This is a genomic window from Pseudoduganella sp. R-31, from assembly GCF_049913235.1.
In the GTDB taxonomy this organism is placed as follows: domain Bacteria; phylum Pseudomonadota; class Gammaproteobacteria; order Burkholderiales; family Burkholderiaceae_D; genus Rugamonas.
Genome location: NZ_CP183986.1, coordinates 5,412,051 through 5,429,461, shown reverse-complemented (window position 1 = coordinate 5,429,461; position 17,411 = coordinate 5,412,051). Strand labels below are relative to the sequence as shown.

Sequence of the window (17,411 nt, the reverse complement as noted above, 5' to 3'; positions counted from 1 at the left end):
TCGAACACACTTCAAGGAGGATGCCAGAAATGCGAATATCCCGCCTGTTCGTTTCGCTGCTCGCCGCCGGATTGATGGGAGGCGCCGCCGCGCAATCGCTGTCACCTGAAGAAGAACGCATCGTCGGCCTGGTCAAGGCCAATTCGGGCAAGGCGCTGGCGCTGCTGGAAAAGACGGTCAACATCAACAGCGGCACCATGAATCACAAAGGCGTGCGCGAAGTCGGCAAGGTCTTCCAGGCTGAACTGGACAAGCTGGGATTCAAGACGCAGTGGGTCGACATGCCGCAAGCGATGCAGCGCGCCGGCCACCTGGTCGCCACGCGCGAAGGCAAGCAAGGCAAGCGAGTGCTGATGATCGGCCACCTTGACACGGTGTTTGAAGCGAATACACCGATGCAGAAATGGGAGCGCCAGGGCGACCGGGCCACTGGCCAGGGTGTCAACGACATGAAAGGCGGAGATGTCATCATCATCGAAGCGCTGCGCGCGCTGCATGCGGCGGGCGCGCTGGACAATACCACCATCAGCGTGATGTTCACCGGCGACGAAGAAAACGCGGGAGACCCGAAAGAAATCTCGCGGCGCGACATGGTCAACCTGGCCAAGCGCAGCGACGTCGCGCTGGCGTTTGAGGCGACGGTGCTCGACGAAAACGGCAAGGCCACCGGCACCATCGGCCGCCGCTCTTCGACGTCCTGGCGGCTGGAAGTGAAGGGAAAGCAAGGCCACTCTTCCGGCATCTTCAACGCCAATGCCGGGTATGGCGCCGTGTACGAAACGGCACGCATCCTGGACGCCTTCCGCCAGCAATTGAAGGAACCGAACCTGACTTACAACCCCGGCCTGATCCTGGGTGGAACCGAAGTCACTTATGACGGCGCCGCAGCCAAAGGCACGGCTTTCGGCAAATCGAATGTCATCGCCAATAGCGCGATCGTGAAAGGCGACCTGCGCTTCCTGACGCCGGAACAGGGCGAGCAGGCACGCTCCCGCATGCGCGCAATCGTCGCGCAGAGTTTGCCCGGCACCAGCGCCGAGATCCGCTTCGAAGACGGCTACCCACCCATGGCGCCAACCGAAGGCAACCTGAAAGTGCTGGAGATGTATTCCAAAGCCAGCGCCGATGCCGGCCAGGGGCCGATCGCCGCGCTGCCACCCGGCCTGCGTGGCGCAGGCGACGTGCAATTCGTCGCACCCTACGTCGACAGCCTGGATGGGCTCGGCGCCACCGGCAAAGGCGCCCACGCGCCGGGAGAAGACCTGGAAGTGCGCTCGATCGAGCAGGGAGCGATTCGGACGGCGATACTGCTGTACCGCCTCACAAGATAAAAGTCGGGGTCAGGTCTGGCAATCCGCCACATTTTTCGCATAGCGAAAAATGTGGCGGATTGCCAGACCTGACCCCGACTTTCTTTATTCTAGGTTCTGGACCTGTTCGCGCATCTGCTCGATCAGCAGCTTGAGCTCCATCGAGGCGTCGGCCAGTTCCTTGACCGAGGCTTTGGCGCCGAGGGTATTCGCTTCGCGGTTCAGCTCCTGCATCATGAAATCCAGGCGCTTGCCGACCTGGCCGCCTTTTTTCAGGATGTGGCGGGTTTCGCCCAGGTGGGCCGACAGGCGGCCCAGCTCTTCGGCCACGTCGATGCGGATGCCGTACAGGATCACTTCCTGGCGGATGCGCTCCATCGCGTCCTGGCGCGACATGGCGGTGTTCGATCCCTGGCAGGCCAAACCGAGCGCCTCTTGCATGCGCTCCACGGCTTTTTGTTGGAATTGTGCAACTACCTGAGGAATTAGTGGGGTAATTCGTTTAACGATGGCTTCCATCGCTTCGATGCGCGAAACCAGCATCGCTTCCAGCGCCGCGCCTTCGCGCTGGCGGCTCTGGACAAAGGCTTCCAGGGTCCGGGTCATCAGGGCGGAAACATCGGCCTGAAGCGACTCCTGGCCGATTTGTGCTTCTTCGACAACCCCTGGCCAGCGAAGTAGTTCAGCAACACTCATCTGTGTCGCGCCGCTGAAATGCTGGCTGACTTCGCCTTGCAGGCGCGCCAGTTCGTTGAGCAGGGCTACATTCAGGGCCTGGGTGCCTGCTGCTACTGCCTTGCGGCCGAAGCTCAGTCGCAGCTCCACTTTGCCGCGGGTGATGGCGCCCATGATGGCAGATCGCAAATCGGGTTCGAGCGCGCGGAGATCGTCGTTGATTCGGAATTGAAGGTCAAGGAAGCGGGAATTGACGCTCTTGATCTCAATTGTCAGCGTGCCCGCCGCGCTTTCGCTGGTGGCCACTGCGTAGCCAGTCATGCTGGAAATGCTCAAAGGATATCCCCGATTTTGTCTTTGTCTTTACAATATATTGCTTTGTCCCACACAATCCGGTTTAGTTGAAGCGAGGAAACTTATGGCAGCTCAGAACAACGCTCCATTACCGGATGGTCTGGAAATTGCTGGATACCGCATTGTAAAGAAAATTGCGTCAGGCGGGTTCAGTATTGTGTACCTGGCCTACGACGCCGAAGGTAATGCAGTAGCAATTAAAGAATATTTACCAAGCAGCCTTGCATTGCGTCAAGAGGGCGAGATGGTGCCTGTGGTTACAAAAGCAAACTTGCCGGTCTTCAGGATCGGGCTGAAGTGCTTTTTTGAAGAGGGTCGTGCACTTGCAAAGATTTCGCATCCAAATGTTGTAAGGGTGTTGAATTTCTTCCGTGCCAACGAAACTGTCTATATGGTAATGGCCTACGAGTCGGGCCATTCCCTGCAGGACCACATCCAGCGCCAGCGCAGCAAGGGCCGCAATTGCAGCGAGGCGTTCGTGCGCCAGATCTTCACGCAGGTGCTGAAAGGCTTGCGGGAGGTGCACACCAACAAGCTGCTGCACCTGGACCTGAAACCGGCCAATATCTACCTGCGCACGGACGGCACGCCCATGCTGCTGGACTTTGGCGCGGCGCGCCAGACCGTCAATACCGACAGCCCGAAGCTGATGCCGATGTACACCCCCGGCTTCGCGCCGCCCGAGCTGTATTCGAAGACTGAGGCGCTGGGCCCGTGGACCGACGTCTATTCGATCGGCGCCTCGATGTTTGCCTGCATGCTCGGCCAACCGCCGCAGCCGGCAGACCAGCGCCGCAAGGAAGACAAGATGGAGCCGCATTTCCAGAAGCTGGAAATCCTCTATTCGCCGGAGCTGGTGAAGCTGGTACGATGGACTTTGGACATCGATCCGCTGGCCCGTCCGCAAAGCCTGTTCGAACTGCAAAAACTGCTGGCGCAGGCGCCGGCACCGAAAGAACCGCCGCCTCCGCCGGGGGCATTGGAAAAGCTGGGCAAGCTGGCAGGCAAGCTCGGATTCGGCCGCCACGCGGCCCCGCGCACACCGAAATAAGGAGCCCATGCCATGCAATTCGCCGTTTACCAGGAAACGCATATCGGGGGGCGCAAGGTCAATCAGGACCGGATGGGCTACAGCTTCACGCGCGACGCGCTGTTGCTGGTGCTGGCCGACGGCATGGGAGGCCATGCCCGCGGTGAAATCGCCGCCTCCATCGCCACCCGCACCATTTCCCAGATGTTCCAGCAGCAGGCCACGCCTTACGTGAAAGGGGCGGAGCGCTTCCTCGAAGAGGCGCTGGCGGCTGCGCACAACGACATCCACACCTACACGATGACCCACAACATGCCGGAGTCGCCGCGCACGACCATTGTGGCTTGCCTGGTGCAGCACAATACCGCCGTGTGGGCGCATTGCGGCGATTCGCGCCTGTACTGGGTGCGCAATGGCCAGGTGCACGGCCGCACGCGCGACCACTCGCATGTCGAGAACATGATCGAGAAGGGCCTGATCCCGGCGTCGGCACGCAATACCCACCCGGACCGCAACAAGCTGTATGCCTGCCTTGGCGCGGGCAGCGCGCCACGCATCGAGATCTCCGGCCGCGCCAACCTGCTGCCGGGCGATACGCTGATGCTGTGCTCCGATGGCCTGTGGTCGATGTGCACCGATGAAGAACTGGTGCAGATGCTGACCACCCAGACCGTGGTGCGGGCGGTGCCTGACATGCTGGCCACCGCGCTGCGCCGTGCCGGCGATACCAGCGACAATGTGACGGCGCTGGCGATCATGTGGCAGGGAGCGCTGGTGGCCGATGGCACGCCGACCACCCACGGCGGTTCGACCGTGATTTCGACCGAGCAGTTGCCGGACGATGTGGTCAGCACCACCATCCACGGCGCCAAGACCGAAGTCGACGTGTTCGACGATGACGAAATTGAAAAGGCGATCGCGGAAATCCGCGGCGCCATCGAGAAATCTACCCAGTTACTGAAATAGGAATTCCATGACCACTGTGAACCGCCCGAGCGGCCGCGCTGTCGATGCGCTGCGCAATATCCGCATCACCCGCGACTACACCAAGCACGCCGAAGGTTCGGTACTGATCGAGTGCGGCGACACCAAGGTGATTTGCACGGCCAGCATCGAAGAGCGCGTGCCCGGTTTCCTGAAGGGCAAGGGCCAGGGCTGGATGACGGCGGAATACGGCATGCTGCCGCGCTCCACCCATTCACGCATGGACCGCGAGGCGGCAAAAGGCAAGCAAAGCGGCCGCACCCAGGAGATCCAGCGCCTGATCGGCCGTTCGCTGCGCGCTGCCTTTGACCTGGAAGCGTTTGGCGAACGCACCTTGCAACTGGACTGCGACGTGATCCAGGCCGATGGCGGCACCCGCACCGCTTCGATCACCGGCGCGATGGTGGCGGCCTACGACGCCTTCTCCAAGCTGAAGGCACGGGGCATGATCGAAACCATCCCGGTCAAGCATTTCGTCGCAGCGATTTCGGTTGGCGTGTACCAGGGCGTTCCTGTGCTGGACCTGGACTATCTGGAAGATTCGGACTGCGACACCGACATGAACGTGATCATGACCGATGCCGGCGCCTTCGTCGAAGTGCAGGGCACGGCAGAAGGCGCGGCCTTCGACCGTGCGGCGATGAACCGTCTGCTGGACCTGGCAGAAGGCGGCATCCGCGACCTGGTCAAGCTGCAGAAGCAGGCGCTCGGCCTGTAATGCAGACCCGCCATGCGGCCGCCGCGTAACAGGGGCAGACCCTTGGGCCTGACCCAGGTTTACCGGTTTTGGCCCATACGCTCCCGCAAGAATTCCACAAACGCCGCAGTCTTCAGCGGAAGAAACTCCCGCGCCGGATAAACCGCATAGGTAGCAGGCCCCGGCGGCAGCACCACATCTTCCAGGATGCGCACCAACTGCCCGCTGGCCAGTTCGTCAGCGACGATGGCCAAAGGCACTTTGATAATGCCCGCGCCGCCAGCCGCAGCCGTGACCAGCGCGCCGCCGTCATTCATCTGCAGCGGCCCGTCGACGCGGAAGATGCCCGCCTCGCCGAAATTCCATTCGTCATACACACGGGCGCCCACCGCGTACAGCAGGCAGGCATGCTGCTGCAGTTCCTGCGGCGTACACGGCGTACCACACCTGGCCAGATAGGACGGGGCGGCGCACACCACGTTGGCGCTCTCGGCCAGCTTGCGCGCCACCAGCGTCGAATCGACCAGCGCCGAGGTACGGATCGCCACGTCGACCTGCTGCGCAATCAGGTCCACCATCGCATCGTCAAGTTGCAGCGCCACCTTCACCTGTGGGTACAGCGCGGTAAATTCGGCCAGCAAGGGCACCAGCACGCGGCGTCCGGCCAGGGAGCAGGACACGCGCAGCAGGCCCCGCACCTGCTGCTGGTAGCTGTCGGCGAGGTGAGCGATCTTGTCCAGCGAGCGCTCGATCTGGCGGGCTTCCTCCAGCACCAGCTGGCCCACTTCCGTCAGCGCGAGCTGGCGCGTTGAGCGCTGGATCAGGCGCGCGCCAAGGTCATTTTCGAGTTGCGCGAGCTGGCGCGAGACGACGGACTTGCCGCAGCCCAGCTTGTGCGCGGCGGCACTGATGGTGCCGGCCTGGATGATGTTGGTGAAAATGGCAAGGCGTTGCGGGTTCATTGTTCCTCCATGGTCAACAATGTAATGCCTGATCGTTGACTTATCAAGCAAGCCTCGGCTCCGTACACTGGCAGCATTCAACACTCTTTTGGAAGCAACATGACCAGTAACCGTCAATTCCTGCTGGCCCGCCGCCCAAACGGCGCCGTCCAGCGTTCCGATTTCGACTTCGTCACCGTGCCGCTGCGGGCGCTGGAAGAGGGAGAAGTCCTGATCCACGTGTCGCACATTTCGCTCGACCCGGCCATGCGCGGCTGGATGAACGCCTCCACCGAGTCGTATATGCCGCCAGTGGCACTGGGCGAGGTCATGCGGGCCATCGCGGTCGGCCGCGTGGTCGAATCGCGCAATCCCGGCTTTGCGGCGGGCGAGCATGTGAGCGGCCTCCTGGGCGTGCAGGAATACGCAATCCACAACGGCGTTGGCCTGAACAAGGTCAATCCGGCGCTGGCGCCGCTGCCGCTGTTCCTGGGCGCGCTGGGCATGCCGGGGCTGACCGCCTATTTCGGCCTGCTGGACGTGGGCCAGCCGAAGGAAGGCGATACCGTAGTAGTATCCGGCGCCGCTGGTGCAGTGGGTGCCCTGGTAGGCCAGATCGCCAGAATCAAAGGTGCGCGCGTGGTCGGCATTGCCGGCGGCGCGGACAAGGTGCGCTACCTGGTCGAAGAACTGGGCTTCGACGCCGCTATCGATTACAAGTCGGAAGATGTGGCGGCCGCATTGCGCCAGCATGCGCCGAAGGGCATCGACGTCTTCTTCGACAACGTCGGCGGCGCCATCCTGGACGCCGCACTGGCCAACCTGGCGCACGGCGCCCACGTGGTGATCTGCGGCGCGATCTCGCAGTACAACAGTACCGAAGCGGTGTCCGGCCCGTCGAACTACCTGCAGTTGCTGGTCAAGCGCGCCACCATGCGCGGCGTGATGGTGGCCGACTACTATCCTCGTGCCATGGAAGCCATCACCACCATGGGCGGCTGGATCCAGGCCGGCACGCTGAAGACCCGCGAGCACGTGGTGCAGGGCCTGGACACCTTCCCCGAGACTTTTGCCAAGCTGTTCACGGGCGCCAACCAGGGCAAGCTGGTGCTGCAAGTGGTTTAAAATGTCGGCTCCCTTAAAAGAGCCGACATTCATGACACAGCGCATCGTTCTCGCATCGAACAACAAGGGCAAGCTCAAGGAATTCAACGAGCTGCTCTCGACCATCGGGCTTTCCGCTCATCCGCAAGGCGAATTCAACGTCCCGGAGGCGGAAGAGCCTTTCCACACTTTTGTCGAAAATGCACTGGCCAAGGCACGTCATGCGTCTCGCCTGACCGGCTTACCGGCCCTGGCCGACGATTCTGGCGTGTGCGTCAATGCGCTGGGCGGTGCGCCCGGCGTATATTCGGCGCGCTACGCCGGCGAACCGAAGTCCGATGCGCGCAACAGCGACAAGCTGATCGCCGACCTGGCTGCACATGCCGACAAATCGGCCTACTATTACTGTGTGCTGGTGTTCGTTCGCCATGCCGACGACCCGCAGCCCGTGATCGCCGATGGCCGTTGGGAGGGCGTGATTTCGGCCGAAGCGCGCGGCGAAGGCGGCTTTGGCTACGATCCTTACTTCCTGATCCCGTCGCTGGGCAAGCATGTCGCCGAGCTGGCCCCGGAAGAGAAGAACCGCCTGTCCCACCGCGGCCAGGCCCTGCGTGCGTTGGTAGAGAAGCTGAAGAAATGATTCCGATTAAGCCGGTCGGCAATGCCGTACCAAGCCGCACCATCGACAGCGCCGCCGGCGTCGCTGCAACCTATTTGCGCCCGGGCGCCCTGAACCTGCAAGCCTTGCCGCCATTGTCGCTCTACATCCACTGGCCGTGGTGCGTGCGCAAGTGCCCTTATTGCGACTTCAATTCGCACGAGGCGAAGGGCGAGGTACCCGAGAAGGAATACCTGGATGCGCTGCGGCGCGACCTGGAAATGTCGCTGCCCCTGATCTGGGGCCGCAAGATTTACACCATCTTCATCGGCGGCGGCACGCCGAGCCTGATGTCCGCAGCCGGCATGGACCGCCTGATGTCGGACCTGCGCAGCCTGTTGCCGCTGGATGGCGCCTGCGAGATCACGATGGAGGCCAATCCCGGCACCTTCGAGGCGGAGAAATTCCGCTCCTACCGCGACAGCGGCGTCAATCGGCTGTCGATCGGCATCCAGAGCTTCAACGGCGAACACCTGAAGGCGCTGGGCCGCATCCACGATGACGGCGAAGCAAAGCGCGCAGTGGAAATCGCACTGGCGAACTTCGACAACTTCAACCTGGACCTGATGTATGCCCTGCCGACCCAGACGCTGGAGCAGGCACGGCAGGATATCGAGACCGCAATCGGCTTCAAGCCGCCGCACCTCTCGCTGTACCACCTGACGATGGAACCGAACACGCTGTTCGCCAAATATCCTCCGCAACTGCCGGACGACGACCTGAGCGCCGACATGCAGGACATGATCGCCGAGCTGACCACCGCGAACGGCTATGGCCACTACGAAGTGTCGGCCTACGCCCAGCCGGGCCACCAGGCACGCCACAACCTGAATTACTGGCAGTTCGGCGACTACCTCGGCATCGGCGCCGGCGCCCACTCCAAGCTGTCCTTCCCGCATCGCGTGCTGCGCCAGGCGCGCTACAAGCAGCCCAAGTCGTATATGGATGCCGTAGCCGCCGGCAATCCGGTGCAGGAAGAACGCGAGCTGTCGCGCGACGAAATGGGCTTCGAGTTCATGCTGAACGCCCTGCGCCTGCAAGCCGGCTTCGAGCCGAACCTGTTCGCCGAACGCACCGGCGTGGCGTTGAACACCATCGAGAAGCAATTGAATGCGGCCGAAGCCAAAGGCCTGCTGTACCGCGACCACATGCTGATCAAGCCGACCGAATTGGGCCAGCGCTTCCTCAACGACCTGCAGCAGATGTTCCTTTGAGATGGATGCCTGGAATGCCTTCCACCGGCTGTTTCATGCCTTGTCGAATTACCAGGGGCATGCCGTTTTTGCGGAGGTACTGGAACCGTGGTTAAGCGAGCATAACGACGCGCGGGAGTGGCTGCTATTGCTTGGGCAGCGCGAGGGCAATCCCGTTCCACCAATCGAGGTTGAGGAATCGTGGACCTTGTATGCGCTTCTTGCTGCGGGAGGAGGTGCCGATTTCCCTCGAAGAGTATGCTGCATTCGCTGAAGCACTCGGCATGACTGTGCTCAAGCCGCAGCAATTTTCGCCCTTCTACCATGAGGTGGTACGGGTCGAGCGGGCCGCCTCGCCATTCAGTCCCGTCGCCATCGTGGAATTCGAATGGCCGTGTGTCATGCTCGGGAACATGATGGTTTCCAGGGCTGGTGTCCGCGTCTCTGCCGGAGCCCAGTTGCTTGTCGCGGGAATCGCGGATGCGTCGACACTGTACTGGACGTACTTGCGGAGCAATCGGCCCCACCAGGACTTATCACATGGTTGGGGGCGCAACTCGCAATGGCGGACGGAATTTCGCCGTGATTTTGTCGTAGGCGATACTTTCTATTTCAATGTCGATGGCAAGAAAGACCTGGCGAGCGATGATGATGACGAGTCCGGCCTGACCCATGGTGAGCGGGTTGAACTCGTGACGCATCGCTGCTTTGTCAGGTGCGGAAAGCCACACGACGACCTTTGGCCTTATGATGACCGCCTGGTGCAAAGGGCAAGCCCGGCATCAGGCGAAGTCGGTATTACGCGCAAGAACAGTCTGTTTTCGCGACTATTTAGCAGGGCTGGCTGAACGGGGCGCCGCTCAGAATTCTTCCCATTCGTCATTGCTCGCGACGGGGGCACGCCGTTCGGTTTTCGTGCGGCGCTCGCTGCTGCGATCCGCGGGCGCCGCGTCGTCAGTCGTCGCACGCGCCGCGGCACGCGGCTTGGTGCGGGCATCCGGCGCCACCAATCGTTTTGCAGGCGCAGCTTCTACCGCGACAACGCTGCTGTCGCCTGCGACACGGCGGGGCTGGGCGCTCCAGCGCGCCACTGCTTCCGTTCCGAGGCGGAAGGAGGCGGCGACTTGCGCGAGCTGGGCGGCCTGTTCCTGCATGCTGGCGGCAGCGGCGGCGGCTTCTTCCACCAGGGCGGCGTTCTGCTGCGTCACCTGGTCCATCTGGCCGATGGCCTGGTTCACTTCATCGATGCCGACGCTTTGCTCGCGGCTGGCCGAGGTGATCTCGCCCATGATGTCGGTCACACGGCGCACGCTGGTCACCACTTCGCCCATGGTGGTACCGGCCTGCTGCACCAGCGAGGTGCCGGCATTCACTTGCACCACGGAGTTGTCGATCAGCTCCTTGATTTCTTTGGCTGCAGCGGCTGAGCGTTGTGCCAGGTTGCGGACTTCGGACGCGACGACCGCGAAGCCGCGGCCTTGCTCCCCGGCGCGTGCCGCTTCCACGGCGGCATTCAGCGCCAGGATATTGGTCTGGAAGGCGATGCCGTCGATAGTGCCGATGATGTCGACAATCTTGCGCGAAGAGGCGTCGATGGAGCCCATGGTTTCCACCACCTGGCCGACGATCTCGCCGCCGCGTGCTGCGACGTCGGAAGCGGCCTGCGCCAGCTGGTTGGCCTGGTTGGCGTTGTCGGCATTCTGGCGCACGGTGGAGGTCAATTCCTCCATCGAGGACGCCGTTTCTTCCAGCGAGCTGGCTTGCTGTTCGGTGCGCGAGGAGAGGTCAAGGTTGCCTTCGGCGATTTCGCTGGAGGCGGTGGCGATGGCAGTGGTGCCGGTCTGCACCTGGCTCACCACGCGGCGCAGCGCGTCGTTCATGCCGCGCAGGGCTTTCATCAGGTCGCCGATTTCATCGCGTGCAGTCTGCTCTTCGAAGTGCGTGGTCAAGTCACCTTCGGCCACGGTGTTGGCGATGCCGAGGGCGGAGTTCAGCGGCACGGTGATGCTGCGCGAGATGACCCAGGCGGCCCAGGCGCCAAAGGCCAGCAGCAAGATGCCGAGGGTTAGCATCAGGCGAGTGCTGCGGGCGTTGGCTTCGTTGATCCTGGCGGCCGTGGCGTCGATGGACTTGCGTTGCTGCGCCAGCAGTTCATTGACCTTTTCCTGGTAGGCCTTGGCGGCAGGCTCGAAGACTTCGCGGTACAGGCGTTCTCCCTCTGCCGCATCGCCGGCCTTCTTGGCGTTCATCACCTGGTTCTTCGCGTCCTGGTATTTGTTGCGGATGGCGACCGCGTCCTGGTAGATCTTGCGTTCCTCGTCCGTCTCCAGCAGGCCTTCGACGGACTTCAGCAGCTCGGCGCCGCGCTTGGCGCTGTCGGCAATCACGGTAGCGAAGGTGGTCGACAGTTCAGCATCGCTGCTGCGCGCGATCAGTTGCGTGCGCGCGATGGCCGAATAGATCAGCACATACCAGTCCGATACGATGCGCTCCTTGGCCAGCGGGCGCTCCATCATGGCACGCGTGGCGTTGGCGGTATCGTTGGAGTGGTACAGGGCATAGCTGGTGCCGATGGCCGACAGCAGCAGGACGATGCCGAAGCCCGCCGCGAGGCGGGGCCCGATGCGGAGCTGGGACAGGAATTGCATACAAACCTCCAGTAGGTTAGGGCACTAGTATGCACCTAATAGTTGCGTGGTAGATATCCCGTTGCAAGGCTGCAACAGGAAGCAGAGGATTAGAACTGCTGGGCTAAACGCAGGTCGGGCTTCTCAGCCCACTGCGCCAGCGCGTCGGCCATGCGCTGGCTTTCGCCGATGGCGTAGGTCCAGTCGCGGATACGGGCGGCATGGTCCTGGCCGTAGTGCTTGAAGTCCGTGCGGTCGGGCAGTTTGCGGTTGGGCAGGCGCGCCACGAAGGATGGCGACGGCGAGACCAGGATCACATTCTCAAGCGCGCTATCGCGGGCGCGGCGCCAGGGCATCGATTTATCGAGCCAGCCCGGCACGATGTGGTCGGTGAAGTGCGGGTACAGCACCAGGCCCTGGTCGCGCTGGTAGGGCAGGTGCAGGTGGTAGTCGATCAGGCCGCCGTCCCAATAGTCGCCCGGCGGTGCGCCTTGAATGTCGCTGACCGCCTGCAGAACCAGCGGGATCGAGCCGGAGGCCAGCAGGGCGGAACGCAGGTTCTGTTCCGACAGGCCGACGTAATGCGAGGCGAAAGCGTCGAAGCTGGCGCGCAGCCAGGTTGCATCGTCGCGGGTATCGTGGAAGACCACCCGTTCCATCGCGCCGGCCAGGCGGCTGCGTGAGAGCGCATTGCCGGCAGCAGCACGCAGGAAGCCTGCCATTTCGCGCCAGCGGACCCCGCGCGTGCGGGCCAGCGGGCCGATGCCGCGTACCGTGATCACCGACAGCAGGTAGTCGGGATTGGTGAGCATTTCCCCGCCGCGGCCATCAAGCACGCTATCGAGCAGGCTGCGGATGACGCGGCTGACATAGGCGGCATCTACCTTGTCCGGGTAGGTCTGGTGGGTGTAGTGGTGGGCCAGTCGCTTGTGCGCGGCCACCGGGTCGTGGAAGGCGCCGGCTGCCATGCGCCAGGCGCCGATCGAGGCGCCGATCAGGCGGCGCTGGCGCGGCGCCTGTTTCAGCCATTCGCCGAACATCCACTGGTCGATGCCGTTCAGGATCAGGCCTTTTGGGCCGCCCGCGGCGGCGGGGATGATGGCGATGTCGGCGGCCTGCAAGCCTTCGCGCTCGATGCGCTGGCGGGCGCGCTGGCCAAGCCGGATACTGATCGGTGAATCCACTACTTCAAGCCTCCTCCAAGCGCCCGGTACAAGTCGATGGCGCTGCTTGTGCGCAGCAGGCGTGCCTGGACCAGGGCCTGCTCCGCGGTGAACAATTCGCGTTGGGCGTCCAGCACGTCGAGCGAGCTGGCGACCCCGTTTTCAAAGCGTAATTGTAATAGACGCAGGCGTTCGGCCTGGGCGTCCTGCACCGCGCGCTGGGCAGCGACCTGCTCGCCGAGGTAGGTGCGGGCGGCCAGGGCGTCGGCGACTTCGCGGAAGGCTTGCTGGATGGTCTTCTCGTAATCGGCGACGGCGATATTCTTGCGGGCGTGGCTGACGTCGAGGTTGGCCAGGTTGCGGCCGGTGTCGAAGATCGGCAGCACCAGCTGCGGGGCGAAGCTCCACGTATTGCTGCCGCTGTCGAACAGGCCGCTGAAATCGCGGCTGGCGCTGCCGATCGAAGTGGTCAGCGAGATGCGTGGAAAGAAGGCGGCGCGGGCGGCGCCAATGTTGGCGTTGGCGGCCTTCAGGCGCTGCTCGGCGGCGCGGATGTCGGGGCGGTTGGCGAGCAGGTCGGAAGGCAAGCCCGCTGTGAGGCTAGACATGGCGTCGGCCTCTGCGTCGCTCATCGCCTCCAGCGTGGCCGGCATCGGCGCCGCGCTGCCTTGTGCACTGCCTTGCCCACTGCCGCCTGGCAGTGCCCGACCGACCAGCAGTGCCAGCGCGTTGGCCGCTTGCGCACGCTGGCGGGTCAGGGCCAGGGCCGAGGCGCGCGCGGTTTCCATCTGCTGCTCGTTGGAGCGCAGGTCGAGACGCGACGAAGCGCCGCCTTCCACACGCTGCTTCGTCAGGTCGAAGGTGCGCTTGCGGGCGTTGTAGGTGCTTTCGGCCAGCGCTTGCTGTTGGGCGAAGGCGCGCTCGGTGTAGTAGGCTTTGGCAACTTCGGCGACCAGGCTGATTTGGGCGGCCTGTTTGGCTTCTTCGGTGGCCAGGTAGGTGGCGAGAGCGGAATCGCTCAGGCTTTTGACGCGCCCGAAGAAGTCCAGTTCGAAGGCGGAGATGCCGAGACCGGCGTCATAGCGTTCGCCGATCTGGGGCTGGCCGCTGGCGTTGGCGAAGCCGGGCGTACGGCCACGCGATTCGCTGAGCGTGGCGTTCAGCGTCGGTAGGCGGTCGGCGCGCTGGATGCGGTAGGCCCCGCGCGCTTCTTCGATGCGCAGGGCGGCGATGCGCAGGTCGCGGTTGTTCTCCAGGGCTGCCGCGATCAATTGCTGAAGGCGGCCATCAGGGAAAAAGCTGCGCCAGCCGGTTTCGACGGCGGTTTGCGTTGCGCCGGTGGGCGCTTCGCCGCCGGCAGCGCCCGCAGCAGGCGGCACGGCGGGGAAAGCGTCAGCGACCGGTGCCGCTGGACGCTGGTAGGTTGGGGCCATCGAGCAGCCGGACACGGCGCCAGCCAGCAGCAGGGCAGCGGCAAGCGCGCGGAAGGCCGGTTGGGCGGAAGGGTTGGGCTTCATCATTGCTTCGACTCCGGAAGATCCAGTTCATGCGCGGCAAGGCGGCGCTGGCGTTCGCTGCCCTTGAAGATGCGGCGCACGACCACAAAGAACACAGGCACCAGGAACACCGCCAGCACGGTGGCAGTGATCATGCCGCCCATCACGCCGGTACCGATGGCGCGCTGTGAAGCCGAACCGGCGCCGGAGGCAATCACCAGCGGCAGCACGCCGAGGATGAAGGCCAGGGAGGTCATGATGATCGGGCGGAAGCGCAGGTGCACTGCCTCCAGTGTCGCCTCGATCAGGCCCTTGCCCTGCGCCTGCAGGTCCTTGGCAAACTCGATGATCAGGATCGCGTTCTTGGCGGACAGGCCGATGATCGCAATCAGGCCCACCTTGAAGTACACGTCGTTCGGCAGGCTGCGGATATGCGCGCCGAGCAGGGCGCCGAGCACGCCCAGCGGCACCACCAGCAGCACGGCGACCGGGATCGATTCCGATTCGTACAGCGCAGCCAGCACCAGGAAGGCGGCCAGCATCGACAGCGCAAACAGCGCCGGCGCCTGCGAGCCGGACAGGCGTTCCTCGGCTGACTGGCCGGTCCATTCGATGCCGAAGCCCGGCGGCAGTTGCTCGGCCAGGCGCAACAGCTCCTCCATGGCCTCGCCGGTGGAATGGCCCGGTGCGGCGCCGGCGCTGAGGCGGTAGGCAGGATAGCCGTTGTAGCGTACCAGCTGGATCGGGCCGGTCACCCAGCGGGTGCTGGAGAACGAGGCAAATGGCACCATCGTGCCAGTGCTGCTGCGCACGTTGAGGCGCAGGATGTCCTCCGGCTGCATGCGCCGTTGCTGGTCCGCTTGCACGATCACGCGCTGCTGGCGCCCGCTGCTGGCAAAGTCGTTCACATACGACGAGCCGAACGCCGTGCCCAGCGTGGCGGTGATATCGGCGAACGACACGCCCAGCGCGTTGGCCTTCTCGCGGTCGATGTCGACCTGCAGTTGCGGCGCATCTTCCAGTCCTTCCGGGCGCATGCCGGTCAGGATCTTGCTCTTGCCCGCCAGCTCCAGCAGCTGGTTGCGCGCCGCCAGCAAGGCTTCGTGGCCAAGCCCGCCGCGGTCTTGCAGGCGGGCCGTGATGCCGGTGGCGTTCCCCAGCTCACGGATCGGCGGCGGACTCAGTGCGAACACCTGCGCATCCTGGATATGCGCCAGGCCGCCGAAGGAGCGGCCGGCAATCGCTTCCGCCGACTGGTCGGGACCGCGTTCTTTCCAGTCTTTCAGCGGCACGAACACCAGGCCGGCGTTCTGCCCGTTGCCGGAGAAGCTGAAGCCCGCCACTGCAATGGTGCGCGCCACGCCCGGCTGGGCGCGGAAGTAGGCATCCACTTCGGCCAGCACGGCCTCGGCGCGGTTGCGCGAGGCGCCCGGCGGCAACTGGACGTTGGCGATGATATAGCCCTGGTCCTCGTTCGGCAGGAAGGAGGAGGGCAGGCGCACGTACAGCCAGGCCACGATGCCCAGCAGCGCCACGAAGACCAGGAGGAAGCGCCCGGTGCGCGTCAGGATCTTCGCCACCCAGCCCTGGTAACGGGTCGCGGTGACGGCAAAGCCGCGGTTGAACCAGCCGAAGATGCCGGTCTTGGCATGATGGTGGCCCGCCTCGACCGGCTTCAGCATGGTCGCGCACAGGGCCGGCGTCAGCGACAGCGCCATCAGCGCGGAGAACACCATGGCCGACACCATCGACAGCGAGAACTGGCGGTAGATCGCCCCCACGGCGCCGCCGAAGAAGGCCATCGGGATGAACACGGCGATCAGCACCAGCGTGATGCCGATGATCGCGCCGGTAATTTGCGACATGGCCTTGCGCGTCGCCTCGCGCGGCGACAGGCCTTCCTCGCTCATGATGCGCTCGACGTTTTCCACCACCACGATCGCATCGTCCACCAGGATGCCGATGGCCAGCACCATGCCGAACATGGTCAGCACGTTGATCGAGAAGCCGAACACCTGCATGGCGGCGAAAGTGCCCATCAGCGCCACCGGCACCACGATGGTCGGGATCAGGGTGTAGCGGAAGTTCTGCAGGAACACGTACATCACCAGGAACACCAGGGCGACCGCTTCCAGCAGGGTCTTGACCACTTCCTCGATTGAGATCTTGACGAACAGCGAGGTGTCGTAAGGCACGGTGTACTTCAGGCCCGGTGGGAAGTACTTCTGCAGCTCGTCCATCTTCTCGCGCACGATGGTGGCGGTGGCCAGTGCATTGCCGGTCAGCGACTGCTGCACGGCGATGGCAACGAAAGGCTGGCCGTTCAGGCGCGCGCTGATGCTGTAGCTGGAGCCGCCCAGCTCCATGCGGGCCACGTCGCGCAGGCGCACCAGGGAGCCGTCGCGGTTGGCGCGCAGCACGATCTTGCCGAATTCCTCGATGGACGTCAGCTGGCCCGTTACCACCACCGGCGCGAACCAGGCCTGGGCACGGGTGTTGGGCAGATCGCCCACCGTGCCGCCGGCCACGTTGGCATTCTGCTGGCGGATCGCGGTGGTGACGTCGCTCATATTGAGCTTGTAGCCGGTCAGCTTGTCGGGATCGACCCAGATGCGCATCGAGCGCTCGGTACCGAACAACTGGGCCTGGCCCACGCCCGGCAGTCGCTTGATCTCGTTGAGCACGTTGCGCGCCAGGTAGTCGCCGATCGCAGTCGGGTCCATGCTGCCGTCGGTCGAGTAGGCGCCGACGAACATCAGGATGTTGGAGCGCGCCTTGTTGACCTGCACGCCTTGCTGGATCACCGCTTGCGGCAGGCGCGATTCCACCCGCTTGATGCGGTTCTGTACGTCCACCGCTGCCAGGTCCGGATTGGTGCCCGGCTGGAACGTGACGGTAATGCTGACCGAACCGCTCGAATCGCTTTGCGACTCGACGTATTGCAGGCCGTCGGCGCCATTCATCTCCTGTTCGATGACGGAGGTGACGGAGTCGTCCAGTACCTGTGCGGTTGCGCCAGGATAGGTGGCGCTGACGACGATCGATGGCGGTGCGATGGTGGGATATTGCGCCACCGGCAACGTGGTGATGGCCAGCGCTCCACCCAGCAGGATGAAGAGGGCGATCACCCACGCAAATACGGGGCGGTCGATGAAGAACTTTGCCATGTGGCGGCCCCT

At 63.8% G+C, this 17,411-nt stretch carries 14 protein-coding genes; 8 read left to right on the top strand and 6 right to left on the bottom strand.

Annotated features, from left to right (window positions below; genetic code table 11):
* Positions 1–29: 29 nt before the first annotated feature.
* Positions 30–1,331 (top strand): M20/M25/M40 family metallo-hydrolase, encoded by a 1,302-nt coding sequence (locus ACN9MY_RS24670; RefSeq protein ID WP_426318954.1) that lies wholly within the window; start codon positions 30–32, stop codon positions 1,329–1,331.
* 84 nt (positions 1,332–1,415) lie between these two features.
* Here the strand turns inward: ACN9MY_RS24670 and ACN9MY_RS24665 are convergent, their stop codons facing one another.
* Positions 1,416–2,306 (bottom strand): YicC/YloC family endoribonuclease, encoded by an 891-nt coding sequence (locus ACN9MY_RS24665; protein ID WP_426163688.1) that lies wholly within the window; start codon positions 2,304–2,306, stop codon positions 1,416–1,418.
* A 97-nt stretch (positions 2,307–2,403) separates the two neighbouring features.
* Between ACN9MY_RS24665 and ACN9MY_RS24660 the strand changes: the two genes are divergently transcribed.
* The 3 genes from ACN9MY_RS24660 to rph are packed head-to-tail and all read left to right on the top strand — an operon-like array spanning position 2,404 to position 5,071.
* Complete coding sequence (locus ACN9MY_RS24660) at positions 2,404–3,390, top strand: serine/threonine protein kinase (RefSeq protein WP_426172292.1); 987 nt, start codon at positions 2,404–2,406, stop codon at positions 3,388–3,390.
* Positions 3,391–3,402: 12 nt separating this feature from the next.
* Positions 3,403–4,335, top strand: coding sequence for a PP2C family protein-serine/threonine phosphatase (locus tag ACN9MY_RS24655; protein WP_426163685.1), 933 nt, complete (start codon positions 3,403–3,405; stop codon positions 4,333–4,335).
* A gap of 7 nt (positions 4,336–4,342) precedes the next feature.
* Positions 4,343–5,071, top strand: a complete 729-nt coding sequence (gene rph / locus ACN9MY_RS24650; protein ID WP_426163683.1) for a ribonuclease PH — start codon at positions 4,343–4,345, stop codon at positions 5,069–5,071.
* A 59-nt stretch (positions 5,072–5,130) separates the two neighbouring features.
* Here the strand turns inward: rph and ACN9MY_RS24645 are convergent, their stop codons facing one another.
* Positions 5,131–6,012: a LysR substrate-binding domain-containing protein gene (locus ACN9MY_RS24645; RefSeq protein WP_426336279.1), complete on the bottom strand. Its 882-nt coding sequence runs from the start codon at positions 6,010–6,012 to the stop codon at positions 5,131–5,133.
* 99 nt (positions 6,013–6,111) lie between these two features.
* Between ACN9MY_RS24645 and ACN9MY_RS24640 the strand changes: the two genes are divergently transcribed.
* The 4 genes from ACN9MY_RS24640 to ACN9MY_RS24625 all read left to right on the top strand — a co-directional run bounded on the left by ACN9MY_RS24640 (position 6,112) and on the right by ACN9MY_RS24625 (position 9,794).
* Positions 6,112–7,116 carry an NADP-dependent oxidoreductase gene (locus tag ACN9MY_RS24640; protein WP_426336278.1) on the top strand — a complete coding sequence of 335 codons (1,005 nt, stop codon included), beginning with the start codon at positions 6,112–6,114 and terminating at the stop codon, positions 7,114–7,116.
* 31 nt (positions 7,117–7,147) lie between these two features.
* The gene (gene rdgB / locus ACN9MY_RS24635; protein WP_426318951.1) at positions 7,148–7,735 is read left to right on the top strand and encodes an RdgB/HAM1 family non-canonical purine NTP pyrophosphatase; all 588 of its coding nucleotides are present in this window, start codon (positions 7,148–7,150) and stop codon (positions 7,733–7,735) included.
* A complete protein-coding gene (gene hemW / locus ACN9MY_RS24630) occupies positions 7,732–8,967 on the top strand; it encodes a radical SAM family heme chaperone HemW (RefSeq protein WP_426336277.1) in 1,236 nt (411 codons plus the stop codon). The genes rdgB and hemW overlap by 4 nt, the downstream gene beginning before the upstream one ends.
* Before the next feature lie 191 nt (positions 8,968–9,158).
* The gene (locus tag ACN9MY_RS24625) at positions 9,159–9,794 is read left to right on the top strand and encodes a hypothetical protein (RefSeq protein ID WP_426336276.1); all 636 of its coding nucleotides are present in this window, start codon (positions 9,159–9,161) and stop codon (positions 9,792–9,794) included.
* Positions 9,795–9,806: 12 nt separating this feature from the next.
* Here the strand turns inward: ACN9MY_RS24625 and ACN9MY_RS24620 are convergent, their stop codons facing one another.
* From ACN9MY_RS24620 to ACN9MY_RS24605, 4 genes are all read right to left on the bottom strand, one after another.
* Positions 9,807–11,594: a methyl-accepting chemotaxis protein gene (locus ACN9MY_RS24620; RefSeq protein ID WP_426163671.1), complete on the bottom strand. Its 1,788-nt coding sequence runs from the start codon at positions 11,592–11,594 to the stop codon at positions 9,807–9,809.
* An 89-nt stretch (positions 11,595–11,683) separates the two neighbouring features.
* Positions 11,684–12,757: a patatin-like phospholipase family protein gene (locus ACN9MY_RS24615; protein ID WP_426163669.1), complete on the bottom strand. Its 1,074-nt coding sequence runs from the start codon at positions 12,755–12,757 to the stop codon at positions 11,684–11,686.
* The gene (locus ACN9MY_RS24610) at positions 12,757–14,256 is read right to left on the bottom strand and encodes an efflux transporter outer membrane subunit (RefSeq protein WP_426336275.1); all 1,500 of its coding nucleotides are present in this window, start codon (positions 14,254–14,256) and stop codon (positions 12,757–12,759) included. The genes ACN9MY_RS24615 and ACN9MY_RS24610 overlap by 1 nt, the downstream gene beginning before the upstream one ends.
* Positions 14,253–17,399 (bottom strand): efflux RND transporter permease subunit, encoded by a 3,147-nt coding sequence (locus ACN9MY_RS24605; protein WP_426163665.1) that lies wholly within the window; start codon positions 17,397–17,399, stop codon positions 14,253–14,255. The genes ACN9MY_RS24610 and ACN9MY_RS24605 overlap by 4 nt, the downstream gene beginning before the upstream one ends.
* Between the last annotated feature and the right edge of the window lie 12 nt (positions 17,400–17,411).

Excerpts from the sequence above, each read along its gene's own strand:
- ACN9MY_RS24645 (WP_426336279.1), bottom strand. The coding sequence starts at position 6,012 with ATGAACCCGCAACGCCTTGCCATTTTCACCAACATCATCCAGGCCGGC.
- rph (WP_426163683.1), top strand. The coding sequence starts at position 4,343 with ATGACCACTGTGAACCGCCCGAGCGGCCGCGCTGTCGATGCGCTGCGC.
- rdgB (WP_426318951.1), top strand. The coding sequence starts at position 7,148 with ATGACACAGCGCATCGTTCTCGCATCGAACAACAAGGGCAAGCTCAAG.
- ACN9MY_RS24605 (WP_426163665.1), bottom strand. The coding sequence starts at position 17,399 with ATGGCAAAGTTCTTCATCGACCGCCCCGTATTTGCGTGGGTGATCGCC.
- ACN9MY_RS24665 (WP_426163688.1), bottom strand. The coding sequence starts at position 2,306 with ATGACTGGCTACGCAGTGGCCACCAGCGAAAGCGCGGCGGGCACGCTG.
- ACN9MY_RS24610 (WP_426336275.1), bottom strand. The coding sequence starts at position 14,256 with ATGATGAAGCCCAACCCTTCCGCCCAACCGGCCTTCCGCGCGCTTGCC.
- ACN9MY_RS24655 (WP_426163685.1), top strand. The coding sequence starts at position 3,403 with ATGCAATTCGCCGTTTACCAGGAAACGCATATCGGGGGGCGCAAGGTC.
- ACN9MY_RS24670 (WP_426318954.1), top strand. The coding sequence starts at position 30 with ATGCGAATATCCCGCCTGTTCGTTTCGCTGCTCGCCGCCGGATTGATG.
- ACN9MY_RS24640 (WP_426336278.1), top strand. The coding sequence starts at position 6,112 with ATGACCAGTAACCGTCAATTCCTGCTGGCCCGCCGCCCAAACGGCGCC.
- hemW (WP_426336277.1), top strand. The coding sequence starts at position 7,732 with ATGATTCCGATTAAGCCGGTCGGCAATGCCGTACCAAGCCGCACCATC.
- ACN9MY_RS24620 (WP_426163671.1), bottom strand. The coding sequence starts at position 11,594 with ATGCAATTCCTGTCCCAGCTCCGCATCGGGCCCCGCCTCGCGGCGGGC.
- ACN9MY_RS24660 (WP_426172292.1), top strand. The coding sequence starts at position 2,404 with ATGGCAGCTCAGAACAACGCTCCATTACCGGATGGTCTGGAAATTGCT.
- ACN9MY_RS24625 (WP_426336276.1), top strand. The coding sequence starts at position 9,159 with ATGCGCTTCTTGCTGCGGGAGGAGGTGCCGATTTCCCTCGAAGAGTAT.